24 protein-coding genes are annotated in these 24,164 nt (G+C 66.1%); 9 read left to right on the forward strand and 15 right to left on the reverse strand.

Annotation, left to right across the window (positions count from 1 at the left end):
• Positions 1-9 precede the first annotated feature (9 nt).
• From EU805_RS15280 to pdeM, 9 genes are all read left to right on the forward strand, one after another.
• On the forward strand, positions 10-1,470 hold the full coding sequence (locus EU805_RS15280) for a CpaF family protein (protein WP_129764850.1): 1,461 nt from the start codon (positions 10-12) through the stop codon (positions 1,468-1,470).
• 4 nt (positions 1,471-1,474) lie between these two features.
• Complete coding sequence (locus EU805_RS15285; protein WP_129764851.1) at positions 1,475-2,443, forward strand: type II secretion system F family protein; 969 nt, start codon at positions 1,475-1,477, stop codon at positions 2,441-2,443.
• Positions 2,444-2,454: 11 nt separating this feature from the next.
• On the forward strand, positions 2,455-3,420 hold the full coding sequence (locus EU805_RS15290; RefSeq protein ID WP_129764852.1) for a type II secretion system F family protein: 966 nt from the start codon (positions 2,455-2,457) through the stop codon (positions 3,418-3,420).
• Between the two features lie 19 nt (positions 3,421-3,439).
• Positions 3,440-3,982, forward strand: coding sequence for a tetratricopeptide repeat protein (locus EU805_RS15295; protein ID WP_129764853.1), 543 nt, complete (start codon positions 3,440-3,442; stop codon positions 3,980-3,982).
• A 26-nt stretch (positions 3,983-4,008) separates the two neighbouring features.
• Complete coding sequence (locus EU805_RS15300) at positions 4,009-4,848, forward strand: lipopolysaccharide assembly protein LapB (RefSeq protein WP_129764854.1); 840 nt, start codon at positions 4,009-4,011, stop codon at positions 4,846-4,848.
• A 4-nt stretch (positions 4,849-4,852) separates the two neighbouring features.
• Entirely contained in the window at positions 4,853-5,344 is a 492-nt protein-coding gene (locus EU805_RS15305) for a prepilin peptidase (protein ID WP_242494195.1), read from the forward strand.
• 85 nt (positions 5,345-5,429) lie between these two features.
• Positions 5,430-6,740: an ATPase gene (locus tag EU805_RS15310; RefSeq protein WP_129764855.1), complete on the forward strand. Its 1,311-nt coding sequence runs from the start codon at positions 5,430-5,432 to the stop codon at positions 6,738-6,740.
• Positions 6,741-6,776: 36 nt separating this feature from the next.
• Complete coding sequence (locus EU805_RS15315; protein ID WP_129764856.1) at positions 6,777-9,176, forward strand: ligase-associated DNA damage response DEXH box helicase; 2,400 nt, start codon at positions 6,777-6,779, stop codon at positions 9,174-9,176.
• A 38-nt stretch (positions 9,177-9,214) separates the two neighbouring features.
• Entirely contained in the window at positions 9,215-9,910 is a 696-nt protein-coding gene (pdeM, locus tag EU805_RS15320) for a ligase-associated DNA damage response endonuclease PdeM (RefSeq protein ID WP_129764857.1), read from the forward strand.
• Here the strand turns inward: pdeM and folD are convergent.
• From folD to ruvC, 15 genes are all read right to left on the reverse strand, one after another.
• On the reverse strand, positions 9,855-10,733 hold the full coding sequence (gene folD, locus EU805_RS15325) for a bifunctional methylenetetrahydrofolate dehydrogenase/methenyltetrahydrofolate cyclohydrolase FolD (RefSeq protein WP_129764858.1): 879 nt from the start codon (positions 10,731-10,733) through the stop codon (positions 9,855-9,857). The genes pdeM and folD overlap by 56 nt on opposite strands.
• Positions 10,734-11,336: 603 nt before the next feature.
• A complete protein-coding gene (locus tag EU805_RS15330) occupies positions 11,337-11,918 on the reverse strand; it encodes an MOSC domain-containing protein (RefSeq protein ID WP_129764859.1) in 582 nt (193 codons plus the stop codon).
• A gap of 57 nt (positions 11,919-11,975) precedes the next feature.
• A complete protein-coding gene (ftsH, locus tag EU805_RS15335; RefSeq protein WP_129764860.1) occupies positions 11,976-13,883 on the reverse strand; it encodes an ATP-dependent zinc metalloprotease FtsH in 1,908 nt (635 codons plus the stop codon).
• 81 nt (positions 13,884-13,964) lie between these two features.
• Positions 13,965-15,203 carry a tRNA lysidine(34) synthetase TilS gene (gene tilS / locus EU805_RS15340; protein WP_129764861.1) on the reverse strand — a complete coding sequence of 413 codons (1,239 nt, stop codon included), beginning with the start codon at positions 15,201-15,203 and terminating at the stop codon, positions 13,965-13,967.
• Positions 15,194-16,000, reverse strand: a complete 807-nt coding sequence (locus EU805_RS15345; RefSeq protein WP_129764862.1) for a tetratricopeptide repeat protein — start codon at positions 15,998-16,000, stop codon at positions 15,194-15,196. The genes tilS and EU805_RS15345 overlap by 10 nt, the downstream gene beginning before the upstream one ends.
• The gene (gene pal, locus EU805_RS15350) at positions 16,000-16,527 is read right to left on the reverse strand and encodes a peptidoglycan-associated lipoprotein Pal (protein WP_129764863.1); all 528 of its coding nucleotides are present in this window, start codon (positions 16,525-16,527) and stop codon (positions 16,000-16,002) included. The genes EU805_RS15345 and pal overlap by 1 nt, the downstream gene beginning before the upstream one ends.
• A 63-nt stretch (positions 16,528-16,590) precedes the next feature.
• A complete protein-coding gene (tolB, locus tag EU805_RS15355; protein WP_129764864.1) occupies positions 16,591-17,919 on the reverse strand; it encodes a Tol-Pal system beta propeller repeat protein TolB in 1,329 nt (442 codons plus the stop codon).
• Between the two features lie 101 nt (positions 17,920-18,020).
• Positions 18,021-19,199, reverse strand: a complete 1,179-nt coding sequence (locus EU805_RS15360; RefSeq protein ID WP_129764865.1) for a hypothetical protein — start codon at positions 19,197-19,199, stop codon at positions 18,021-18,023.
• A 4-nt stretch (positions 19,200-19,203) separates the two neighbouring features.
• A complete protein-coding gene (tolR, locus tag EU805_RS15365; RefSeq protein WP_129764866.1) occupies positions 19,204-19,677 on the reverse strand; it encodes a protein TolR in 474 nt (157 codons plus the stop codon).
• Position 19,678: 1 nt separating this feature from the next.
• Complete coding sequence (gene tolQ / locus EU805_RS15370; RefSeq protein WP_207208124.1) at positions 19,679-20,353, reverse strand: protein TolQ; 675 nt, start codon at positions 20,351-20,353, stop codon at positions 19,679-19,681.
• Positions 20,354-20,756: 403 nt separating this feature from the next.
• On the reverse strand, positions 20,757-21,134 hold the full coding sequence (gene ybgC / locus EU805_RS15375; protein ID WP_129764867.1) for a tol-pal system-associated acyl-CoA thioesterase: 378 nt from the start codon (positions 21,132-21,134) through the stop codon (positions 20,757-20,759).
• On the reverse strand, positions 21,131-21,748 hold the full coding sequence (locus EU805_RS15380) for a hypothetical protein (RefSeq protein WP_129764868.1): 618 nt from the start codon (positions 21,746-21,748) through the stop codon (positions 21,131-21,133). The genes ybgC and EU805_RS15380 overlap by 4 nt, the downstream gene beginning before the upstream one ends.
• Positions 21,749-21,798: 50 nt before the next feature.
• Positions 21,799-22,812: a Holliday junction branch migration DNA helicase RuvB gene (gene ruvB, locus EU805_RS15385; RefSeq protein WP_129764869.1), complete on the reverse strand. Its 1,014-nt coding sequence runs from the start codon at positions 22,810-22,812 to the stop codon at positions 21,799-21,801.
• A gap of 9 nt (positions 22,813-22,821) precedes the next feature.
• Positions 22,822-23,475 carry a Holliday junction branch migration protein RuvA gene (gene ruvA / locus EU805_RS15390; RefSeq protein ID WP_129764870.1) on the reverse strand — a complete coding sequence of 218 codons (654 nt, stop codon included), beginning with the start codon at positions 23,473-23,475 and terminating at the stop codon, positions 22,822-22,824.
• Entirely contained in the window at positions 23,472-23,978 is a 507-nt protein-coding gene (gene ruvC / locus EU805_RS15395) for a crossover junction endodeoxyribonuclease RuvC (RefSeq protein ID WP_129764871.1), read from the reverse strand. Before ruvC ends, ruvA begins: the two co-directional genes overlap by 4 nt.
• Between the last annotated feature and the right edge of the window lie 186 nt (positions 23,979-24,164).

Genomic DNA, 24,164 nt, shown 5'->3' on the forward strand with positions numbered 1-24,164 from the left:
AGGTAGACGATGTTCTCGAAGTACAAGAAGACCGCTCCCCAGAAAGCCGTGCCCGCATCCGCGCAGCAAGCCCCGGTCGACGCACAGGACGCCGCCGCCCGTCCGCCCGTCGCGGTTCCGCCCAAGCCCGCGGCGAAGCCGGCCGCAAAAGCCACCCGCCCGGGCGAGGTCGCGCCCGGCGACCGCGAGAAGAAGCGCAAGCAGAAGATGGGCGAGATCAAGCTCGAGCTGCACAAGGCGCTGCTCGACAGTCTCAACCTCGCCGCCCTCGAGACCGCCTCCGAGAGCGATCTGCGCGCCGAGATCAACGCCATCGCAAGCGAGTCCCTCGACGAGATGGGCGTCGTGCTGAACCGCGACGAACGGGCCACGCTCAGCCAGGACCTGTTCTTCGAGGTGACGGGACTCGGTCCACTCGAAACCCTGCTCAAGGACGACACGGTCAACGATATCCTGGTCAACGGACCGCAGCAGATCTTCGTCGAGCGCGATGGCAGGTTGGAGCTGACCGACATCTCGTTCAAGGACGAACGGCACCTTCTGCGGATCATCGACAAGATCGTCTCTGCCGTGGGACGCCGGGTGGACGAATCGAATCCATACGTCGACGCCCGCCTCGCCGATGGATCGCGCTTCAATGCGATGGTCCCGCCAATCGCGGTTGACGGCAGCCTGGTGTCGATCCGGAAGTTCAAGAAGGACAAGCTGGGCATCCGTGACCTGGTGAACTTCGGCGCCTTCTCGGAGGACATGGCCCTCTACCTGGAAGCCGCCGTCGCCACGCGTCTGAACGTGATCGTCTCGGGCGGGACCGGTTCGGGCAAGACCACGACACTGAACGCGCTGTCGTCCTTCATCGACGATTCGGAACGGATCCTGACCATCGAGGATACCGCGGAGCTTCAATTGCAACAGACCCACGTGGGCCGCATGGAAAGCCGCCCGCCCAACGTCGAAGGCCGCGGCGGCGTCAGCCAGCGCGACTGCCTGAAGAACGCGCTGCGGATGCGCCCCGACCGGATCATCGTGGGCGAGACCCGCGGCGAGGAGGTCATCGACATGCTGCAGGCCATGAACACCGGCCACGACGGGTCGATGACCACAATTCACGCCAACAGCGCCCGCGATGGCGTCAGCCGTCTGGAGAACATGATCGCCATGGCCGGCATCGAGATGCCGATCAAGGCGATGCGCAGCCAGATCTCTTCCGCCGTGAACCTGCTGGTGCAGGCGTCGCGCCTGCAGGACGGGTCGCGCCGGATGACCTCGATCACCGAGATCACGGGCATGGAAGGCGACGTCATCTCGATGCAGGAGGTGTTTCGCTACCAGCGCGTGGGGCTGACGCCCGACAACAAGATCATCGGTCATTTCACCGGGACCGGCGTCCGCAGCCACTTCTCGGAGCGGTTCAAGCTTTGGGGATACAATCTGCCGCCTTCGATCTTCGATCCGGTCGCGCCGGAGTGAGCCGATGACCTTCCCCACCGAATTCTTCATCTACGCGATCATCTTCGGGGCGGTCCTCGCGGTCGTCCAGGGCGCCTACCTGGTGCTCTTCGGCAAATCGATCACGATGCACGGCAAGGTCAACCGTCGCCTGCAACTGCTGGAGAAGGGCGGCAACCGCGAGGAAGTGCTCGAGCAGCTCCGCAAGGAGATGACGCAGCATATCTCCTCCCAGCGGATCCCGCTCTACGCGATCCTTGCCCAGCGCGCGCAGAAGGCCAACATCGCCTTTTCCCCACCGCAGCTGATCATGCTGATGGCGGGCGTCAGCGCGATGGCCTTCGCTGCCATGACCGTCATGACCGAAGTGGCCCTGGGCACCCGCATCGCCCTGGGCATCGCGATGGGCGTCGGCGGCGTCTTCATGTGGGTCAACGGCAAGGCCAAGAAACGCATGGCCAAGATGGAGGAACAACTTCCCGAGGCCGTCGAGCTGATGGTCCGGTCGCTGCGGGTGGGACATCCGTTCTCCTCCGCCGTGGCGATCGTCGCGCGGGAAATTCCCGACCCCCTGGGATCGGAGATGGGCGTCATCTCGGACGAGGCCGCCTACGGTCGCGACATCGGCGAATGCCTGAAAGCGATGGCAGAGCGGCTGGACAGCCAGGACATGCGGTTCCTCGCAGTGGCGGTGACGATCCAGCAGACCTCCGGCGGTAACCTGGCCGAGGTCCTGGCGGGCCTTGCCAAGGTCATCCGTGCCCGGTTCCGACTGTTCCGGCAGGTCAAGGCGATCACGTCCGAGGCCAAGATGTCGGGCAACCTGTTGTCGGCTTTCCCGCTGGGCGCATTGGTGCTGATCAACCTTGTCCAGCCCGGCTATTACGACGAAGTCATGAACGAGCCGATCTTCGTGCCCGCAGCCCTGGTCGTCGCGGCCTTCCTGAGCGTGAACCTTTTTGTGATGCGCCAGCTCGTCAACATCAAGGTCTAGGACGCACCGCCATGCAAGCCTTCAATGACACCCTCGTTCAACTGCTCGGCCCGTTCGGCCCTGTCCTGCTCGTCGGCGCATTGGGGTTCGTTCTGATCCTTTGTGCGATCCCCGTGCTCCTGCATCGCAAGCCCGACCCGCTGGACAAGCTCAGGGCGGCCCCGACGAAGGTCGAGGCCACCCCCAAAGCCCAGAGGCTGCGGGAAGCCAAGAAGAAGGACCAGCTGGAGAAATACGCCAACTTCCTGGAACCGCAGGACGCGCAGGAATACAGCGCCATCAAGCTCAAGCTTCTGCAGGCGGGCTACAAGAGCAAGAACGCCGTTCGGAACTACCACTTCGCGCAGTTCGCACTGGGGATCGTCGGGCTGATCCTGGGCTTCATCTACGCGTTGCCCGAAATGGGGACGCCCGCGTCCACGACCCAGTCGATCGCGATGAAGATCCTGATCCCCGGCGGGGCGGGCTACCTGTTGCCGAAATACTGGGTCACCCGTCGCCAGGCCACCCGGATCCAGAACATCGAGGACGGCTTTCCCGACAGCCTCGATCTGATGCTGGTCTGCGTCGAGGCGGGCCAGTCGCTCGACCAGTCGATCCGCCGCGTCGCCAGCGAGCTGAAATCCGGTTTTCCGGACCTCGCCGAGGAATACGAGATCGTCAGCCAGGAGATGAAGGCCGGCAAGGAGCGCGAATTCGTCCTGCGCGACATGGCCGAACGCTGCGGCACCACCGACATCACGAGCTTCACGACCGTGATGATCCAAAGCGCGCAATTCGGCACCTCGATCGCCGATGCGCTGCGGGTCTATGCTGCGGAGATGCGCGAAAAGCGCGTGCTGAAAGCTGAAGAAAAGGCCAACAAGCTGCCTACGAAGATGACCGTCGCCACGATGATGTTGACCGTTCCGCCGCTGCTTCTCATTTTGATCGGACCGTCGGTTCATGGCATGCTGGGCATGATGAACGGCGGCTGAACGACAAGGCGAGGCACGGATGACGCGCGGACGATCGGTCCTTTGGTTCGCCCTGCTTCTGGCGGCTTGCGGGCCGCCCTCATTCGAAACGGATGGCGTCTTCGCCCCCGGCATCGCGGGCGAGGCGACAACCGATGGGCTGGAAACCGGCCACCGGCTGATGGCCTCGGGCAACTACGAACTGGCCTTGCGCGCCTATACCCGCGCCGCCGCCCAGCAAGGCCTGAACGTCGATACGCTCTCGGCGCTTGGTTCGGCCAACCTGCGGCTGGGACGGCTCGGCCAGGCCGAAGAACTGTTACGCCGCGCCGTGCGCGAAGATCCCGGGTTTTCCCCCGCCTGGAACAACCTCGGCGTGCTTTTGATGGAGCGGCGCGAGTACGGCGAGGCAGCAGAGGTGTTCCGTCGCGCATTTGCCACGGACAACGGAAATTCGGACCGGATCCGGGCGAACCTGGCGCTCGCGCTTGCCAAACGCGACGACGCGCTCTTTGTTGATGACCAACAGGACCAGCTCGATCTGGTCGTCATGGGCGCGGGCGAAACCGTGGACCCGCTTTGAGGCAGTCGCAGAAAAGGACGCATTCCATGCGCCACCCGATCCTGATCGCCCTTTCGGGGGTTCTTCTCCTGTCGGCCTGTGCGCGGGATGGCGACGCCGAGGTTCAGCGCGCGCTTCAGGACATGAACATCGCCGAGGAAACGAACCTCAACGACGTGATGATGACCGTCGCCGCGCCCGAGGAGGCGGTGAACTACTTCACCAAGGCGCTCAGCTCCGATCCCGGCCGGATCGATCTGCAACGCGGGCTTGCCGCCTCGTTGGTGCGCGCGGGACGCGCGACCGAAGGAGTGACGGCCTGGACCCGCGTGACGCGGCACACCGCGTCCAACAACGACGACCTCGTGGAACTGGCCGATGCGCAGATCCGTGCGAACGACTGGGACACGGCGGCCATGACGCTGGCGGCCATTCCGCCGACGCATGAAACCTTCAACCGCTACAAGCTCGAGGCGATGATCGCCGACAGCCGACAGCAATGGGACAAGGCCGACGCCTTCTACGAGACGGCGGCGGGATTGACGACCACCCCCGCGGGCGTGATGAACAACTGGGGGTTCTCAAAGCTCACCCGAGGCGATTACCGCGGCGCCGAGCGTCTGTTCACCGACGCCCTGCGCCAGGACAGCAGCCTGTTCACCGCCAAGAACAACCTCGTGATGGCGCGCGGCGCGCAGCGGCAATATACCCTGCCGGTCGTTCCGATGGACCAGACCGAACGGGCGCAGCTTCTCTACACGCTGGCGCTCACGGCGATCAAGCAAAGCGACGTGAGCATCGGCAAGACCCTCCTGACGGAGGCGATCGAGACGCATCCCCGCCACTTCGAGGAAGCCTCCCGCGCGCTGCGCGCACTCGAGGTCTAGGCGGGTGTTCGCGCTCGACCCCCTGGCCGCGTGGTGGTTCCTTCTGCCTGCCGTCCCGGTCTCGCTTTGGGCGGCCTACGCTGATCTGTCCACCATGAAGATACCCAACAAGGCCGTGCTGACCCTTCTGGCAGGCTATGCGGTCTTGGGACTACTCGCCCTGCCGCTGGACGCCTACCTGTGGCGCTACCTCCACCTCGTGCTGGTACTCATCGGCGGCATCGCGCTGAACGTGGTGGGGGGTCTTGGTGCGGGCGACGCGAAATTCATGGCCGCCGCGGCCCCCATGGTGGCCGCCGCCGACGCGGGCCGCGTGTTGATGCTTCTGGGGGTGTGCATGTTGCTGGGCTTTGCGGTGCACCGCATCCTGCGCGCTACCCCCCTGCGCCGCCGCGTGCCACACTGGGCCAGCTGGGACTCCGGCCGCAAGTTCCCCTTGGGGCTGCCGCTGGCGCTGACGCTGCTGATCTACCTCGGACTGGCCGCATTGGGCTGATGCCGCCTGCCGGCGCCGATTTGTCCATCATTCGGCCTTAAAGTGGCGCGATACTGTCCCCGCAACAGGTATCGAAGGTCTGCCCATGAACATGCAAGCCAGCGGCGTCGTGGCACCGCCGCGCCCGAAATCCTTGGCCGAGATGCAGCTGCCGCTGCCGATGATGCGCGACATACTGATCAAGACCATGTTCCGCATGAGCGCCACGCAGGCCTCTGACATCGCGGGGCAGATCTGCCTGCCGATCAACGTCACGCAAGAGCTGATCGACATGGCCCGCGGCCAGCTTTTGCTGGAGGCGACCGGCACGCTGTCGGCCACCGCCGGCAACGAGATGGGGTATCAGCTGACGGAAGCCGGCCGCGCGCGGGCGGCGGATGCGCTCAAGCAATCGGAATACTTCGGCGCCATGCCGGTCCCGCTGGATGTCTACAGCGCGCAGATCAAGCGCCAGTCGATCCGCAACATCCAGGTCTCGCGCGCCCGGCTCGAAGAGGCGATGGGCGATCTGATCCTGCCGCCCGCGCTGATCGGAAGCCTTGGCCCCGCCGTCAGCTCCGGCCGGTCGGTGCTGATGTACGGGCCCCCCGGCAACGGAAAATCCTCGATCTCGAACGGGATCCGCGACGCGCTGGGCGACAAGATCTACGTGCCGCGCGCGATCGAATACTCGGGCCAGGTCATCACGGTCTACGACCCGATCGTCCATTCCCAGGCCGAGGCCGAGGTGCAGGACCCGAATTCGCTGCGCCGCACCACGGGCATGTTCGACACCCGCTACGTCCGTTGCGAACGTCCCACCGTCATCACCGGCGGCGAGCTGTCGCTCGACATGCTGGACCTTGTCTACAATCCCACCGCGCGGACCTATCAGGCCCCGCTGCAACTGAAATCCTCCGGCGGGGTCTTCATCGTCGACGACCTCGGCCGGCAGGCGGAACCACCGCAGAGCCTGGTGAACCGCTGGATCGTTCCGCTGGAGGAAAACAAGGACATCCTCGCGCTTCAATCCGGAGAGAAGTTCGAGGTCCCCTTCGACACGCTGGTGATCTTCTCGACCAACTTCCACCCCAACGCGATCTTCGACCAGGCCGCGTTGCGGCGGATCTTCTTCAAGATCAAGATCGACGGGCCCAGTCAGGAGGATTTCATCAAGATCTTCAGCCTGGTCGCCCGCAAGAAGAACATGCCCCTCGACGAGAGGACGCTCGTGCATCTTCTCAAGGATCTCTACCCGCAGATCGACAACGTCTACGCCAACTACCAGCCGGTGTTCCTCATCGACCAGATGATCGCGATCTGCGATTTCGAGGGGCTGCCCTACCAGATGACGCCGGAACTGATGGACCGGGCCTGGGCCAACATGTTCGTCAAGGAAGAGGAGATCACCCGCTGACTTGACGCCGGCCCCCGCGCGGCCCACTTCGGGGGCATGGACCTGCCCCCGCTCTTTCACGACTGGTTCGCGCAGCGCGGCTGGTCGGTCCACCCGCACCAGCAGGCGATGCTGGACCGCGCCGATGCCCCTGCCCTGCTGCTGATCGCCCCCACCGGTGGCGGCAAGACGCTGGCCGGTTTCCTGCCAACCCTGGCCGAATTGGCCGATGGGGGCCACGCAGGTCTGCATACGCTCTACGTCTCGCCGCTCAAGGCGCTGGCCGCCGATATCAAGCGCAACCTCGGCACCCCGATCGAGGAGATGGGCCTGCCGATCCGGGTCGAGGACCGCACCGGCGACACCAGTGCCACGGCGAAGAAGCGCCAGCGGGCCGACCCGCCGCACATCCTTCTGACGACCCCCGAGAGCCTGGCCTTGCTGACGTCCTACGAGGACGCGCCGCGCATCTTCGCGGGCCTGCAGCGCATCGTGGTGGACGAAATCCACGCGCTTGCGGAAAGCAAACGCGGCGATCAGTTGATGCTCGCCCTGTCGCGTCTGCAGGCGCTCTGTCCCGACCTGCGGCGCGTGGGCCTTTCGGCCACCGTCGAGGATCCCGGTGCCATCGCCCGGGGCCTGGCCTGTCACCCCGACCCGTGCGAGATCCTCTACGCCGATCCCGGTCCGGCCGCCGACATCTCGATGCTTGTGACCGACGAGCGCCCCCCCTGGGCGGGCGGTAATGCGCGATATTCGATCCCGGCGGTCCTGGAACAGGTCAAGCAGCACAAGACCACGCTGATCTTTCACAACACCCGCGCGCAGGCCGAGATCTTCTTTCACAACCTCTGGCTCGCCAACGATACCGATCTGCCCATCGGTATCCACCACGGCAGTCTCGACCGCGACCAGCGCATGAAGGTCGAGGCGGCGATGGTGCGCGGGGATCTGCGTGCGATCGTCTGCACCGGCTCGCTCGATCTCGGCATCGACTGGGGCGACGTGGACCTCGTGATCCAGATCGGCGCGCCCAAGAACGTCAAACGCCTGATCCAGCGCATCGGCCGCGCCAACCACCGCTACAACGCGCCCTCGAAGGCGCTTCTGGTTCCCGCCAATCGCTTCGAGGTGGTCGAATGCGTGGCCGCACTGGAAGCCGCGCGGGAAAACGACCTTGACGGTGATCCCAAGGGGCCCGGCCCGCGCGATGTGCTGTGCCAGCACATCCTGATCCGCGCCTGCGCCGGGCCGTTCGACGCGGACGCCCTGTATGCCGAGGTCCGCACCGTCGGGGCCTACGCCGACCTCACCCGGGCCGAATTCGACGATTGCCTGGAGTTCTGCGCCACGGGTGGCTACGCGCTGCAGGCCTACGATCGTTGGAAGCGCCTTCTTTCGCGGGACGGTCTCTGGCAATTGCGCGATCCCCGCGCCAGCCGCGACATCCGCATGAACATCGGGACGATCCAGGACACCGATACGCTGAAAGTGCGTCTCAAAGGGGCCTACAAACCGCTGGGCGAGATCGAGGAAGGCTTCGCCGCCCAGTTGACGCAAGGCGACACCTTCCTCATCGGTGGAGAGATCGTGCGCTACGAAGGCCTGCGCGAGGTCAGCGTCGAGGTCACGCGCCGGGCCGACAAGCCGCCGAAGATCGCGACCTTCGCGGGCACGAAGTTCGCGACGTCCACGCAGCTGTCGCAACGCATTCTGCGCATGTTCCAGCAGGATCGCTGGCCGGAACTTCCGGCCCATACCGCCGAATGGCTGCACCTGCAGCGCGAGATAAGCCACATGCCACAGGCCGACCGCATCCTGGTCGAGAGCTTTCCCCACGATGGGCGCGCGCATACCTGTTTCTACGGTTTCGCGGGCCGCAACGCGCAGCAGACGCTGGGTCTGCTGCTGACGAAGCGGATGGAGGAAGAGGGGCTCGACCCCTTGGGGTTCGTCTCGACCGACTACGCGACGCTGGTTTGGGGGCTGCAACCCGTGCCCGATCCCGCGCCGCTTTTCGACGAAGCCGCGATGCGCGACGGTTTCGCCGACTGGCTTGCGGGCAACGCGGTCATGAAGCGGACCTTCCGCGCAAGCGCCACCATCGCGGGGCTGATCCAGCGCAACTTGCCGCAGGCACGCAAGTCCGGGCGCCAGGCGACATTTTCGTCCGACATCCTGTATGACACCTTGTCGAAATATGACCCCGACCACCTGATGCTTCAGATCACCCGGGAAGAAGCCCTGCGCGGTCTTGTCGATTTCGGCCGGATCGAGGAGTTGCTGACCCGTACCGCGGGCCGCGTCGATCACGTCACCCTGACCAGGCCGACTCCGCTTGCGGCCCCCTTGCTGCTGGAGGCGGGACGAATCCCCGTCGCCGGGGCAGGCCGCGAACGCCTCATGGAAGAGACGGCGGCACGCCTCATGCAGGATGCCGGAATCGCCGACCTCTGAGCCTTGCAAACGGATCAATTCGGGCGCAGGAACGGAGCATGAACGCCTACGACTTCACCTTTTGCAATCAACGACTCTCCGCTCTCCCCTCCGGCGCATTGTGGTGGCCCGCACGCCGCCTTCTGTGTGTTTCTGACCTGCATCTGTGCAAATCCGACCGCGTCGCACGCCGTTCGGGCCAGATGCTGCCACCCTATGAGACCGCGGAAACCCTCGCGCGACTCTCGGCGGACGTGGCGCGGACTGATCCGGCCACCGTCGTCTGCCTCGGAGACAGTTTCGACGATTTGAATGCCGCCTTGTCGATTTCGGACAAGGACGCGGAAACCATCGCGACCTTGCAGGCGGGCCGCGACTGGATCTGGATCGTGGGGAACCACGATCCGGGCCCCGTCGAATTTGCGGGAAGCCACCTGGGCGAATATTCAGCCCTCGTGCTAACCTTTCGCCACATCGCCGGGGCGGGGCCGGATATCTCGGGTCACTATCATCCCAAGCATGGGATACCCGGCGCGGGCGCGGCCAGACCTTGCTTCATGTTCGACGAAAGCCGACTGATCCTTCCCGCCTATGGCGCATACACTGGCGGGTTGCACGCGACCGACCCGGTCATCGCGCGGCTTTTCGGGCCGAAACCTTGCGCCATCCTCACGGGGCGCAAGGCGATCTGCGTACCGGTCAGACCGTCAGGCCTTCGGGCTCGGTCAGGCCGTTCGCGCGGCAACAGGCCGTGACCGTGTTAGCGAGCAAGCATGCGATGGTCATCGGACCGACCCCGCCCGGCACCGGCGTGATCGCGCCCGCCACCTTCGACGCGCTCGCGTAGTCCACGTCCCCGACAAGCCCGTCCTCGGTGCGGTTGATTCCCACGTCGATCACCGTCGCGCCGGGTTTGATCCAGTCCCCCGTCACCATCTTCGGACGACCGACGGCGGCCACCACGATATCGGCACGGCGCACGACATCGGCGAGGTCCTTGGTTCGCGAATGCGCGATGGTCACGGTGCAGCTATCGCCCAGCAGAAGCTGCGCCATCGGCTTGCCGACGATGTTCGACCGGCCGATCACCACCGCATCCAATCCCGACAAGGACCCGTGGTGAGCGCGCAGCATCATCAGGCAACCGAGAGGCGTGCAGGGCACCATCGCTTTCTGGCCAGTGCCCAGAAGGCCGACGTTCGAAATGTGAAATCCATCGACGTCCTTTTCCGGGTCGATCGCCGCCAAAACCTTCGCTTCGTCCATATGCTTGGGCAAGGGCAGTTGAACCAGGATACCGTGAACCTCCGGATTGGCGTTCAGGTCGGCGACGAGGGTCAGCACCTCTTCCTCGGCGGCGTCCGCATCCAGGCGGTGTTCCAGCGACAGCATGCCGACCGCTTTCGTCATCTTGCCCTTCGATTTCACGTAGACCTGGCTTGCGGGATCCTCGCCCACGAGGACAACGGCCAGCCCCGGCGTGATACCGTGTTCGTCCTTCAGGCGGGTGACGTGGGTCGCGACCTTCTCGCGCACGTTCGCCGCGAAGGCCTTTCCGTCGATTACTGTCGCCGTCATCTGGACACCTTTCGTATGGGACGATGGGCGGGGCGCCATGGCCCACAGAGGGGCAATAGCGCCGAACCACCGGCAGGACAAACCTTCGATCCGCGAAGGCTTCCTCGGCGCAACCCTAGGTTCGCCCATTCGCGTTTTCCCGCGATTTGCGACGTTCCGATCCCGAAAATCGGCCCGTGGCGTAAAAACCCAATGCTGTAGCTCTTCCGCGCTGTTCGCAGGCAGCCCGACCGCTCATGAGGATGTCCCGATCACCAGCAACGACCGTGAGGACTGGACCGATCCGAGGCTTTGCACCCAATCCGGTGTATCCGCGGAGCCGGTGCGAGAAGACGACGAAGGAACCGTCCGCACAGATCGAAAAACGCCTCAGCGACGGCGGCGGCGTCAGCCGTGACGCGTGCATGAACCGCGCAGAAAGCTACGAAGACGACATGTCGCGAGGGAATGCCCGCTTCGACGGCATAAACCGCTAGACCGATGTCACCTTGCCGCGCGAGGACTTCGATGCAGCCCAGGTTGCGCGCATCGATCCTGCGATGGATCGCCTCACCGATCGCAGCACGGCGTGCGGGGGAACATCTGATAGGAAAATGCCAGTGATCAGGGCGCCCAGGCCCTCTGGGTGGGGACATGAAGCGTCACCGTCTCGCCCCGGCGCAATGTACCTGGACGTTCCACCCAAGCGGTTACACCGCGCCGCGCTTTCGCCGCCGCCTTGAACCCTTTCCCGTGCCCCGGGCGGGCCTCCTCGATGGTCTTCGCGACCAAGGTGCAAGGCGCGTTCAGCATATCGACCACCAGCGTCACCCCGTCCGGCCCCTGCAGACGCGCGGATGGCGGCAGATGACTGAAATCGGCAATCCCCTCGACGACCACCGACGCACCGAGCCAGGCGGGATCCACCGTCTCGAGATCGAGAGCAGCGGCGATCTGCGCCAGTTCTTCCGCGCTGACGATCGAGATCTGGCGGACGTTCCGTATTTCCGTGCCGCGCGGATGCTGCCCCAGCACCCGAGAGCAGGACGGCCGTGTCAGGCCGGCATGGACCTCTGCCTCGAACCCGGCGAAGGTGAGCGGCATCTCCTCCAGCGGCTCGCCCACGATCTCCTGACGTTCGCGATGCGGAACGCGCCCCAGCCAGGTGATCTGCGCTTGGTGCCTGGTTTTCTCCAAGGCCGCCATGATCTTGCCTTTCGATGAAGAAACCCCCTGCCGTTTCCGGCAGGGGGTTTTGTCCGATCAGGTGGAGGGTTCTGGTTCCAAGCCACCGTCGGACGACGGTTTCTTGGTCTTCGGCACCGAGGGGATCATGTTCCCGCCCGAGGGCGGAAGATCATCCGCATCGTCGCCACGGTTCAATGTCTCGCCCGCGATCACGCGCGTGATCTCGTTGCCGGTCAGCGTTTCGTATTCCAGCAAGCCCTGCGCGAGCCGTTCCAGATCATCCTTCTTCTCGGTCAGGATCCGCTTCGCGGTCTGGTAGCCGGTGTCGATGATCTCCTTCACCTTGTCGTCGATGACCTTCTGGGTGTCGGCAGAATGGTTCGTTCCCCCGCCGTAGTTGCCAAGATAGCTGTTCTGCTCGTTGGCGTAGTCAACGAAGCCCAGCTCCTCGGCATAGCCGAACTGCGTGACCATAGCGCGGGCGATCTTCGAGACCTGCTGGATGTCCGAGGCCGCGCCCGAGGTCACGTTGTCCTTGCCGAAGATCAACTCCTCGGCCACGCGGCCCCCCATCGCCATGGCGATCTTGGAGGTGTACTTCGTCCAGCTCACGCTCAACTGGTCGCGCTCCGGCAGGCTGAGGACCAGCCCCAGCGCACGCCCGCGCGGGATGATCGTGGCCTTGTGGATCGGATCGTGTTGCGGGACGTTCAGGCCGACGATGGCATGACCGGCCTCGTGGTAGGCGGTCAGCTTCTTCTCGTCCTCGGTCATGACCATCGAGCGCCGCTCGGAGCCCATCATGACCTTGTCCTTCGCATTCTCGAAATCGGTCATGGTCACGAAGCGCCGGCCGACGCGGGCCGCCATGAGGGCGGATTCGTTCACCAAATTCGCCAAGTCAGCGCCGGAGAATCCGGGCGTTCCGCGGGCGATGATGCGCAGGTCGACATCCGGACCGAGCGGCACCTTGCGGGCGTGAACGCCAAGGATCTTCTCACGGCCCTTAATGTCCGGGTTGGGCACCTGCACCTGACGGTCGAACCGGCCCGGGCGCAGCAGCGCGGGGTCGAGCACATCGGGGCGGTTGGTCGCGGCGATGATGATGATGCCCTCATTGGCCTCGAAACCGTCCATTTCGACCAGAAGCTGGTTCAGCGTCTGCTCGCGCTCGTCGTTGCCGCCGCCGTAGCCTGCGCCACGCGACCGACCCACGGCGTCGATCTCGTCGATGAAGACGATGCATGGCGCGTTCTTCTTGGCTTGCTCGAACATGTCGCGCACGCGGGACGCGCCGACACCCACGAACATTTCGACGAAATCGGAGCCCGAGATGGTGAAGAAGGGCACGCCCGCCTCGCCCGCGATGGCGCGCGCCAGAAGCGTCTTACCGGTGCCCGGAGGGCCGACGAGCAACGCGCCCTTGGGGATCTTTCCGCCGAGGCGGCTGAACTTCTGCGGGTTGCGCAGGAATTCGACGATTTCCTCCAGCTCGTCCTTTGCCTCGTCGATGCCGGCGACCTCGTCGAAGGTGACGCGACCGTGCTTTTCGGTCAGCAGCTTCGCCTTCGATTTGCCGAAGCCCATGGCACCACCCTTACCGCCGCCCTGCATACGGTTCATGAAATAGATCCAGACGCCGATCAGCAGCACGAAGGGCAGCAAACCGATCAGGAAAGACGTCAGCCCCGATTGCTCCTGGCTTTGCGCCGTGACGGGAATATCTTCGCTGATGAGCAGGTTGGTCACTTCCGCGTCAGCGGGCATGATGGTGACGTAATCCTGGCCGTCCGTGCCGCGATAGCGGACCTGCTCTCCGTCGAGTGTCACGCTGGCGACCCCGTCGTTTTCGACGGCGCTGACGAATTCCGAGTAACTCTTGGTATTTCCCACGCCCGCCGTCGGACCGCTGAACAGGTTGAACAGCGTCAGCACCAGCAGGAAGAGGACGACCCAGAAGACGATATTACGTGCGTTGCCCAATGTTAGGCTCCTTGACGTCGGAAGATCGGCCCGGTGGTTCGGGCCAGGGTTCCCTCGTAGATAGAGATTTCCGTGCCGTCTTCAATGCACAAGCAAGTCTTGGGGAAAACTTCCGCCCAATCGATCTTTGAGATGGAAAGGCGGCCCGAATTGCAAGGCAGGACAGGCCAGCAGGCGTTCGCCCTCCCAGATGGAGGGCAAACCGGCGAGACACGCACGTGGCGGTGCGTCGTCGGGCCGCGGCCCAAGATGGGTCAATCCCGCCTCCCCCAGCGCGCGAAGGGTCAGGCCGGGGTCGATGGGACCCTCCACGCGCCAGCGGCCATCCCAGCGCAGATCCGCCGAAACGGCACGATCGCAGACGGCCTGCCATTCGCGTGACAGGAAGACGGTATCGCCTTTCGGCACGACGATCACGCCTTGCAGCGTCGCCGTCCCGCCGGAAAGGACGCGGTCGACAAGGTCCGTCAGCGCGCTCAACCGGGGACGATAGACTTGGCCCGATACGGTGCCGATCGCCCCGGCAAGGATCCTCAGCCTGGTTTCCTCCTCCACCGCCGATAGCCCGTCGCGGTCCAGTGCGACGCACCCTTGGATCGTATCGCGCAACAGACCGCGGGCGACCTGCAGGGCCCGGGCCCCAAGGGCTTCGCGGGCACGGGCCATGGCGTGGGTCGTGGCTGCCAACTTCTCGCTCTCCAATCCTTCCTGGCCGATCAATCGGCGCATGCGTACCCGCGCATAGGCCGGATCCTCGTTCGAGGGATCATCCGCGAAAGGAATGTTCAAAACTTTAAGATAGTGCCGCAATTCGGCGCGACCCACGTCCAGCAGGGGCCTCAGGATCCGCCAGTCCTCGATCGATGCAAGCGGCGACATCGCCGCCAGTCCGTCAACACCGGACCCACGGGCCAAGCGCATGAGCAGGGTTTCCGCCTGGTCGTCGCGGGTATGACCCATCAGCACGGTTCGCCCTTGCGCCCAGGTCCCGATCAACGCGCGACGGCCTCGACGGGCGGCGTCCTGCAGGTTTCCGGTCCGGTCCCAAGTCCAGTGCAAGGTCTCGTGCGGCAGGCCCAGGCCCGCGGCCTCGTCGGCGACCAGTTGCGCCTCCGCAGCACTTTCGGGCCGCAGCCCGTGATCCACCGTGACGACCGCCAGTCCGACCCCGTAGACCCGCGCCCAATTCGCGCAAAGGTGCAGCATGGCCATGCTGTCCCCCCCGCCGGACACCGCCAATCCCAGCCTCGAGGGGAACCCGGGGCCTAGGGTTGCCCCCATCGCTTGCGCAAAGCGCTGCGGTAGCGGGGTCAGGGACATCCCAGTTCGGAGCGGCGGTCCTGGGCTTCGCCCACGAAGGGAGAGGACGGGAAACGCAGCCCCACCTCGGCCAGCGTGACACAGCCGTCCGGCACCTGCCCCACTTCCGCCAGAGCGCTACCCAGATGGAAAAGCGCTTCGGGCGCGACATCGCCTTCGGGGGCCGCGGAGAAACTGGCGAGATAGGCCCGCGCCGCGTCGGAATCGCGCCCCAGCCCCGACAGCGCCTGTCCCAGTGCCAGGTTGGCCTGCACTTCGACCGGAGAGCCGGGATAGGTCGTGGCGAAAGCCTGCAGCAGGTCCGCGGCGGTCTGGAAGTCGCCCGCGTCCAGGGCGGCGATCGCGGCCTGGTAATCCTGCTCCTCGGCCAGGGCGAGGTCAGGGGTGGCGGACGGGGCCGCGGGCGCGGGTGCCGGCATCGTCGGGGCGCCGGACCCGCCAAGCGTGGGGGTTTCGCCCAGGTTGGATATGTCGCATCCCGTTTCCAGCTCGCACAGGCGGAATTCCAGATCGCCGATCCGGTTCGTGCCGTCCGCGACGACGCGGCTCAGTCGGAACTCCAGCTCTTCGGTGCGGGACGTCAGGCGCTGCAGCTCCGCCTCGATGGCATTCAACCGATCGAGCGGGGTCGCACCCGCCACGCCTTCGGTCAGGGTGCCCGAGGCGGTCAGCTCGCTGCGCAGGCCGTCGATGCTGCCATAGAGGTTGGCCAGTTCCTGCCGGATGTCCGCCAGGTTCGAGTCCTGCGCCAGCGCCGGCCCCGCGGCCAGCGCCAGGATCACGGCGAGCGCGCGCATCAGCTCAGCGATCCGACCGAGATCACGGTCACGGCCCGGCGGTTCTTGGCATAGCACGCCTCGTTCGAGCAGACCTCGATCGGGCGCTCCTTGCCGTAGCTGACCGTCCGCAGACGCGAGGAGGCGATCCCGCGCGAGAGCAGGTATTCGCGCACCGCGTTGGCCCGGCGCGCGCCGAGGGCGAGGTTGTACTCGCGCGTGCCCTGTTCGTCGGCATGGCCTTCGATGATCGCCAGGTAGTCGGTGTTGGTCTGCAACCAGCGGGCCTGGCCGTCCAGCGTGGCGATCCCTTCGGGTGTCAGGGTGCTGGTATCGACCGCGAAGAGTACCCGGTCGCCGATGGTTTCCTGGAAGTACTGCGGGCTGTTGGGGTTCGCGGCCCCCACGGCGGCACCGGCCCCGGCACCGATGCCCGCATTCGCGCCATTCGCACCCAGCGGATCCATGCCGCCCAGCCGGTCGGGCCGGGTGCAGGCAGTGGAGGCCAGAACGAGGGCCGCCAGGGCCGCCATCTTCATCGTCTGCATCTTAGATTCCTTCATGAACCGCTCTTTTGGCGCGACCCTAGCACGGGCCGCGCAGGTTGTGTATCAGGGTTGCAAGGGGCCCCAGGCCGGATCCGAGGCGCCGCCCTGCAGCGGCACGGCCTTCAGGTTCCGACCCGAGATATCGACCGAGTAAAGCTGGCTGGTGCCGTCGGCACCTTGCGATTCCCGCGTGAACATCAGCACCCGCCCGTTGGGCGACCAAGTCGGCCCCTCGTCGAGGAAGCTGGAGGTCAACAGGCGTTCTTCCGATCCGTCGGTGCGCATCACGCCGATGTGGAACCGGCCCGCGTTCTGCTTGGTGAACGCGACGAGGTCCCCACGCGGCGACCAGACCGGTGTGCCGTAGCGACCCTCGCCGAAGCTGATGCGCTGCGGCTCGCCACCGGAAGCCGGCATGATGTAAAGCTGGCTGCCGCCGGAACGGTCGCTTTCGAAGACGATCCGGCTGCCATCCGGCGAGAAGCTGGGCGCGGTCTCGATCGAGGGGGCGCTGGTCAACCGCGTCGATCCCCCGCTGGCGATGTCCCCCATGTAGAGGTCGGTGTTGCCGCCGTTCGCGATGGAGTAGATCACCCGGCTGCCGTCGGGCGAGAAGCGCGGCGAGAAGGCCATCTCTCCGGGGGCGGTCTGCACTTCACGGCGGTTCACGCTGCCTACGTCGAGGATGTTGATCCGCGGAAAGCCCGATTCGTAGCTGGTGTAGAGCACCCGGTCGCCGTTGGGCGAGAACCGCGGCGCCAAAACCAGCGAGGAACTGTCCGTGAGGAACTGCACGTTCGCGCCGTCGTAATCCATGATCGCGAGGCGCTTCTGGCGGGCATCCTTCGGACCTGCTTCGCTGACGAAGACGACGCGACTGTCGAAATAGCCCGTTTCGCCGGTGATCCGTGCGTAGGCGGCATCGGCCACCTTGTGGGCCATGCGGCGCCAGCCTTGCGCGGTGCCGGCGAACTGCAGCCCCTGCCCCAGCTCGGCCCCGGTGAAGATGTCGTAGAGCCGGAACTTCACGGCGATCTGGTCGCCCTGCACGCTGACGGCACCGGCAATCACCGCCTGGGCGTTGATCGCGCGCCAGTCGGGATAGGCCGGGGGCGTCCCGAAGGGGCCCAACTGGCTGATGTAGGCGCTGGCGGGGATCTCGCGGAAAAGTCCGGTGCCGGTCAGATCCTCCGCCACGAGGCGGCTGATATCCTGTGCCAACTGCTCGGCCCCCGGCGTTTCGGCGGTGAAGGTGGGCACGGCAAAGGGAAGCGGTTCGATCACCCCGTCGGTGATCGTGAGCCGCAGCGGGCCGTCTTGCGCGATTGCGGGTTGCACGCCCAGCGCGGACAGCGCCACCAGCGCGGAAATGGCAAGCGATTTCAGGGTCATCTGTCGTCCTCGACTTCGGGCGTTGATCGCCCCTATCACGTATTGAGCACAGCGTATCAGCGGCGCCTGTTCAAATCCATCACCCGGCGGCGAAAACCCGCCTACCGCAGGCGCATTCCCGAAGGATCAAAGGTGATCTCCACCTCGCGCCATTGGTCGTACTTCTCTTCCGGCAGGTCATAGCCACCCTGCCCCTGGCAGCGCAGGATCGCGCGGCGGGCCGCCTGGTAGGCGATCTCGGTCGCGCCCGCATCGCCCCCCATGGCACCCACTTGGCGCACATCACCTTGCACCCGGCCCGAACGATCGAGTTGGAACGACACCGTCATGGTCACCCGGGCGGCTTGGCTGCCGGGATCCACGTTCCAGCAGGCATTGACGGCCACGCGAAACCCTTCCTGTTCCGATGCGCTCATGGGTGGCCCGGGTGCTGCATCCGGTTGCGGCGCCTCGACCGCCGCCGCCGCGGCAAGGGCTGCCGCGATGGCGTCCTCGTCCACGTCGGGGGCGACCTCCTCGACCACCTGCGTTTCAGGTTCGGGCTCTGGCTCGCTCTCCTGTTCGGGCTCTGGCTCGCTCTCCTGTTCGGGCTCTGGCTCCGGTTCTGGCGCAGGCGTGGGCCGGTTCGGACGGGCCGGAGGGCGCGGAGCCTCGGCCACGCGACCGGAGGGAACCTCGGCCTCGGTGACGATCTGGGTCGCGGCCTCTTCCGGCGCGGTCTGCTCGGGCGATTCCTCCTCGACCACTGGCGCATCGGGCTGGGCCTCCGGCGTCGCCTCCTGGCGAACCTCCGGATCGGGTGTCGCGTCGGGCGGCGGCGGCGCCACGGCGTCCGGCGCCACCCGGGTCGAGGGGCGCGGGATGACATCGGGGCTGTCCGAGATATCGGGCGAGGCCACCACCTCTTCCTGGATGGGCCCCAGTTCCGGCGGCGTGTCGCTGGGCGGAACCGGCAGGGCCTCCGGCGCATCGGGCGGCGGCGCCTCGGCGGGTGGCTGTGGTGGGGGCGCGGGCGGCTCGACCGGGGCGGCGACGGGGTCCTCCGCCGGGACCTCGGGCGACGCGTCGACCTGCGGCGTGACGGGCGCTTCTGGGGCCGCGTCCGCGGGGTCCGGGGTCGTCCGACTGACGAGCGCCGAATATTCCTCTGACGTGACGATGGAGACGTCGCTGACCTCAAACGGAAGGGGATCGCTCGCGAACCCCCAGCCGGCGATCAGCCAGACGACCAGCGCCGTGTGACCCACGGCCGAGACGGTGCTGCCCGGCGTCCACTGCATGGCGCTATCCGTCCGAATCCGACAAGGCCGGACCGCCGACATCCGTCACCAGACCGATATTGTTGAAGCCCGCCGCATTCAGCGCGCCCATGATCTGCGCAACCCGGTTCCAGTCGTTGGCCCCGTCCGCGCGCAGGAAGATCCGGTCACTCGACCGTTCGGCGGCGATGCCCTGCAGGCGCGAGATCAGGTCCGCCCGTTCGACCGGCGTATTCTGGATGGAAAGCTGTCCGCTCGCCTCGATGGTGACCGTCAGCGGTTCCTCGTCGTCGCTGGGCAAGGCATTGGCCTCGGTCTCGGGCAGGTCGACGGGCACGCCCACGGTCATCAGCGGGGCCGCGACCATGAAGATGATCAAAAGAACCAGCATCACGTCCACGAAGGGGGTGATGTTGATTTCGGCCATCGGGACCGCGCGGCCGCGCCTGCGCCCCCTGCCTCCGCCTCCCGCGGCCTTCTTCTGAACGCCAGCACCCATCTCAGCTGTCCAACTGGCGGCTGAGGATGGTACTGAACTCGTCCGCGAAGGCCTCGTAGCCCGCGATGATCCGCTCTGCGTCGGCGCTCAGCTTGTTGTAGAAGATGACGGCCGGGATCGCGGCCAGCAGACCGAGGCCGGTGGCCAGCAGCGCCTCGGCGATGCCGGGGGCCACGACGGCAAGGTTGGTGTTCTGTGCCTCCGCGATCTCGATGAAGGCGTTCATGATCCCGAAGACTGTCCCGAACAGCCCCACGAAGGGCGCCACGGCACCGGTCGTCGCGAGCACGGAAAGGCCCTTCTGAAGCTTCCCGGCTTCCTTCGCGATGGCCACGTCCATGCTGCGGTCGATCCGCGCCTGCGCCCCGGCGATCAGATCGCCGTCCTGGCGATGGGAGCGTCGCCATTCGGTCATGCCGGCGGCGAAGATCACCTCCGCCGAGCCTTGCGGCGCGGCCCCCAGGTCGTCGAAGAGCTGATCCAGCGGCTCGCCCGACCAGAAGAGCGCATCGAAGCGGTCGGCATCGCGCCGCGCCCGGCGATACTGCAGCGTCTTGTCGACGATGATCGCCCAGCACCAGACAGAGGCGGCGATCAGCGCCAGCATCACCAGTTTCACGAGGATCGTGGCGCGCGCGAACAGCGCCCACATCGTATAGTCGGACATCGTTTCCATCGGCCTGCTCTGCTTTGGGGCCGCTCCGGGCGGCTCTGATTTCGGGCAACCATAGCCGAACGCCCCGCCCCTTGCCAAGCAAGCCTGCGCGAGGGTGCGCGGAAGGGCACCGGTCCCGTCTTGACCGACCTGGCCTGCCGTGCCGTGCGGATGGCCAAGAGTGGTGGACTTCGCGCGGAATGTGCAGCGATCGCCGTCCAACTGCCTCACGCAAGTCAGGCGATCTCACGCCCCCCCCCCACCGCAAACCGATAAGGCCGCTTGCGATGGTAGGGGTCGGACGGCCATGACCTGCGCAACCACGTCGCGCAGAAGAGCCGGACAGATTACTGCCTCGAACCCGGCCGCAGTTGCGCCCGTGGCAAATCCTTCCCGACGCCCCTCCGGTCCCCCGGGCCCGCCGTCAGTCTCTCAACTGCGGCGGCAGCCGTGTGGGACGACCGTCGAGCGTCATGCAGGCCGCCGTCACCTCGGCCCGGAACAGCACCTCGTCGCCGCGCCGTACCTCTTGGTCGAAGATCCAGCGGACCGGCCCCTTTGGGCGATGTTCGGTCAGGACCGTCAGCCGATCATCCAGCCGGGCGGAGCCGAGGTAATCCGCCACCACCCGCGTCACCACGAAGACGACGCCCGCCTCGCGCATCTCGAGCTGGTTCATGCCCAGATCCTCGACAAGCTCGGACCGGGCCCGCTCGATGTACTTGAGATAGTTGGCGTAGTAGACGATCCCGCCCATGTCGGTGTCTTCGTAATAGACCCGGACGGCAAGTTCGTGGCTCATTGGACACCCCCCATGCGCGCGCCCAGCCGCAAGGCGTGGCTCGCGTCCCGCGCCACGGCGGGCATCACGGGATCGTAGGCCGCGCGGATCAGCTGCGCCACCTCCGGCCGGATCACCGCAGCGCCGTCGATCAACGCAAGCGGAGAGGTTTCGGTAAACGCCCGGTCCGACCACAACAGGATCGTCTGCACCGCCTGGCTCAGCGCAAGCGTATCGGCCGAGACCGCCTCGAGGTGCACGTCCATCCGCAAGAACACGAAGGCGGCGCGGATCGCGTCCGCGTCGTCGAACCTGAAAATCCGGTACTGATTGGCCTCCACCGACCGCAGCCGTTCGACCAGATCCGACAGTTCCGGCACCAGCTTATCCAGATGCGGCACCTCCAGTAGCTCCGCCCAGTCGCGGCAGAAGAACATCATCAGGTTCGCGCCAAGCTCGGGGTCCGTTTCCGCCATCCGATGCCCGGCCAGGGCCACCACCGCCTCGATCGCCCCCTTGAAGACGGCGAGCGACGGCTCCTCGAGGCCGAAAATCACCGGCACGATCGGCCGCCCCCAGCGCGCACAAAGATATGTCCCATCGCTGCGCGTGAAGTAGGGTGCAACGTCCTCCATCCACAGATCCTCGCTTTTTGAAAATACTTCCGCCGGAGAGTCCCCCGGTCTCACCCAAACAGATCGGTCTGCCCCTTGGGCGCGTCCAGCCCCAGGTGTCGCCAGGCCGCCTGCGCCAGCATCCGGCCCCGGGGCGTGCGTGCGATCAACCCCTTCTGCAGCAGATAAGGCTCGATCACGTCCTCGAGGCTGTCCCGGCTTTCCGACAGCGCCGCCGAAAGCGTCTCGATCCCCACCGGCCCGCCGCCGTAGCTTTCCGCGATCAGGCGCAGGTAGCGTCGGTCGGCGTTGTCGAGCCCCAGGTCGTCGACCCCCATTCGCGTCAGGGCCCGATCCGCGATGCCGCGCTCGACCGTGCCGTCCCCCTCGACCAGCGCGAAATCCACCACCCGGCGCAGAAGACGCCCCGCGATGCGCGGCGTGCCGCGTGCGCGTCGGGCGATCTCGCGCGCGCCGTCCGGTGTGGCGGGGGCGCCCATCAGGCGGGCTCCGCGGGTGACGATCTGGTCCAACTCCTCGACCGAGTAGAACTCCAGCCGGACCGGGATCCCGAAGCGGTCCCGCAAGGGCGTGGTGAGCAAGCCCATCCGCGTGGTGGCCCCGACGAGGGTGAAGGGCTGCAGATCGATCCGGACCGTGCGCGCTGCCGGGCCCTCTCCGATCACCAGATCCAGGGCGAAGTCTTCCAGCGCGGGGTAGAGCACCTCCTCCACCGCCGGGTTGAGCCGGTGTATCTCGTCGATGAAGAGGACGTCCTTCGGCTCCAGGTTCGTCAGGATCGCCGCAAGGTCCCCCGCCTTGGCCAGCACCGGACCGGAGGTCATGCGGAACCCGACCCCCAGCTCGCGGGCCATGATCTGCGCGAGCGTGGTCTTGCCCAGGCCGGGCGGTCCGTGGAACAGCACGTGATCCATCGCCTCGCCGCGGATCTTCGCACTTTCGATGAAGACGGCGAGGTTCGCGCGCGCCTCCGCCTGTCCGATGAACTCGCCCAGCGCCTGCGGTCGCAGGGCGCGGTCCGCGTCTTCTGGCTGTTTCTCGGGCGACAGGATCGGATCGGTCATGAAACCGCCTTACCCCTTCGGGGCCAGAAGCTTCAAGGCGGCGCGGATCACCTCGCCGGTGGCCATCTCGGGGGTGATGACCTCCATCACCGCGCCCGCCGCATCGCCGGGGGCATAGCCGAGGTTCACGAGGGCCGAGAGCGCCTCGGACTGGGCCGGGTTGTCACGCGTCGCACCGGCGCGCGTTGGGGCCGGAGCCGTAGCGTCCGGCTCGATGACGGCGTCGATCTCCGGCGCCGATCCCGCGCCCATCGCCATGACCGTCGGGGCCTTGTCCTTGAGTTCGTTGGCCACGCGCTGTGCCGTCTTGGGCCCCACGCCCTTGGCCTTGGCCAGCGCGCTCCAGTCACCCAACGCGATGGCGCGGCTAACCCCTTCCGCGCCCAGCGCCCCCAGGATCGAAAGGGAGGCCTTGGCGCCGATGCCCTGAACGGAGGTCAGCAGGCGATGCCATTCCTTCTCGACCAGGGTGGTGAAGCCGAAAAGCTGCAGATTGTCCTCACGCACCAGCAGGTCGGTATAGAGCGCGACCGCCTCACCGTTGCCCGGCAGCGCCGTCATGACTCGGTCCGAGACGTAGACGATGTAGCCCACGCCGCGCACGTCGATCAGGACGTGATCGGGTCCGCGGTAGTCGATCCGGCCGGAAATCTTGCCGATCATGACGCGGCCTTCGCGATGGCCCGCTGAAGGTGCGAGGCCGATTGCAGGTGATGCGAATGGGTGATGGCGATGGCCAGCGCGTCGGCGGCGTCCGGACCGGCGAGTTCCACCCCCGGCAGTTGCAGGCGGACCATGTGGTCGATCTGCGCCTTGGCGGCATGACCCACGCCGACCACGGCCTTCTTCACGGCGTTGGGCGCGTATTCGCCCGCCGTCAACCCCGCCTGCGCCACGACGAGCAAGGCGATCCCCCGGGCCTGCCCCAGTTTCAGCGTGCCGACGGCATCCTTGTTGACGAAGGTCTGTTCCACCGCCGCGTGATCGGGTCGGTGAGTGGCAATGACCTCCGTCAGGCCGCTGTGGAGCGCGAGGAGGCGGGTCGCCAGATCCTCCCCCAGCCCATGGCAGACCCCGTTCGCAACATGGGTCAAACGGCTCCCCGCGACATCGACGACGCCCCATCCCATGTTCCGCAAACCCGGATCGATGCCCAAAACCCTCATGCCGCGCTCCTGTCGTCGGTTCTTGTCGTTACGCAGGGCCTAGCACAAAGAGGGAACAGGCACCAAGCCTCTTCGACCCGGACTGCCCACCGTAGCCAAAAGGTACGAAGGATCAGCGGCTTGCAGCGCCCTGATGCTGCAATGCAGAAAACGCATGGGGGGAATGCGGAATTTGGGGGTAGCCGT

This window comes from Salipiger sp. IMCC34102, from assembly GCF_004145405.1.
Lineage (GTDB): Bacteria > Pseudomonadota > Alphaproteobacteria > Rhodobacterales > Rhodobacteraceae > Loktanella.

What these genes read in the sequence shown, in the direction of transcription:
- EU805_RS15280 (WP_129764850.1), top strand. Translation starts at nt 10, where the DNA reads ATGTTCTCGAAGTACAAGAAGACCGCTCCCCAGAAAGCCGTGCCCGCA.
- EU805_RS15285 (WP_129764851.1), top strand. Translation starts at nt 1,475, where the DNA reads ATGACCTTCCCCACCGAATTCTTCATCTACGCGATCATCTTCGGGGCG.
- EU805_RS15290 (WP_129764852.1), top strand. Translation starts at nt 2,455, where the DNA reads ATGCAAGCCTTCAATGACACCCTCGTTCAACTGCTCGGCCCGTTCGGC.
- EU805_RS15295 (WP_129764853.1), top strand. Translation starts at nt 3,440, where the DNA reads ATGACGCGCGGACGATCGGTCCTTTGGTTCGCCCTGCTTCTGGCGGCT.
- EU805_RS15300 (WP_129764854.1), top strand. Translation starts at nt 4,009, where the DNA reads ATGCGCCACCCGATCCTGATCGCCCTTTCGGGGGTTCTTCTCCTGTCG.
- EU805_RS15310 (WP_129764855.1), top strand. Translation starts at nt 5,430, where the DNA reads ATGAACATGCAAGCCAGCGGCGTCGTGGCACCGCCGCGCCCGAAATCC.
- EU805_RS15315 (WP_129764856.1), top strand. Translation starts at nt 6,777, where the DNA reads ATGGACCTGCCCCCGCTCTTTCACGACTGGTTCGCGCAGCGCGGCTGG.
- pdeM (WP_129764857.1), top strand. Translation starts at nt 9,215, where the DNA reads ATGAACGCCTACGACTTCACCTTTTGCAATCAACGACTCTCCGCTCTC.
- folD (WP_129764858.1), bottom strand. Translation starts at nt 10,733, where the DNA reads ATGACGGCGACAGTAATCGACGGAAAGGCCTTCGCGGCGAACGTGCGC.
- EU805_RS15330 (WP_129764859.1), bottom strand. Translation starts at nt 11,918, where the DNA reads ATGGCGGCCTTGGAGAAAACCAGGCACCAAGCGCAGATCACCTGGCTG.
- tilS (WP_129764861.1), bottom strand. Translation starts at nt 15,203, where the DNA reads ATGTCCCTGACCCCGCTACCGCAGCGCTTTGCGCAAGCGATGGGGGCA.
- EU805_RS15345 (WP_129764862.1), bottom strand. Translation starts at nt 16,000, where the DNA reads ATGCGCGCGCTCGCCGTGATCCTGGCGCTGGCCGCGGGGCCGGCGCTG.
- pal (WP_129764863.1), bottom strand. Translation starts at nt 16,527, where the DNA reads ATGCAGACGATGAAGATGGCGGCCCTGGCGGCCCTCGTTCTGGCCTCC.
- tolB (WP_129764864.1), bottom strand. Translation starts at nt 17,919, where the DNA reads ATGACCCTGAAATCGCTTGCCATTTCCGCGCTGGTGGCGCTGTCCGCG.
- EU805_RS15360 (WP_129764865.1), bottom strand. Translation starts at nt 19,199, where the DNA reads ATGCAGTGGACGCCGGGCAGCACCGTCTCGGCCGTGGGTCACACGGCG.
- tolR (WP_129764866.1), bottom strand. Translation starts at nt 19,677, where the DNA reads ATGGGTGCTGGCGTTCAGAAGAAGGCCGCGGGAGGCGGAGGCAGGGGG.
- tolQ (WP_207208124.1), bottom strand. Translation starts at nt 20,353, where the DNA reads ATGGAAACGATGTCCGACTATACGATGTGGGCGCTGTTCGCGCGCGCC.
- ybgC (WP_129764867.1), bottom strand. Translation starts at nt 21,134, where the DNA reads ATGAGCCACGAACTTGCCGTCCGGGTCTATTACGAAGACACCGACATG.
- EU805_RS15380 (WP_129764868.1), bottom strand. Translation starts at nt 21,748, where the DNA reads ATGGAGGACGTTGCACCCTACTTCACGCGCAGCGATGGGACATATCTT.
- ruvB (WP_129764869.1), bottom strand. Translation starts at nt 22,812, where the DNA reads ATGACCGATCCGATCCTGTCGCCCGAGAAACAGCCAGAAGACGCGGAC.
- ruvA (WP_129764870.1), bottom strand. Translation starts at nt 23,475, where the DNA reads ATGATCGGCAAGATTTCCGGCCGGATCGACTACCGCGGACCCGATCAC.
- ruvC (WP_129764871.1), bottom strand. Translation starts at nt 23,978, where the DNA reads ATGAGGGTTTTGGGCATCGATCCGGGTTTGCGGAACATGGGATGGGGC.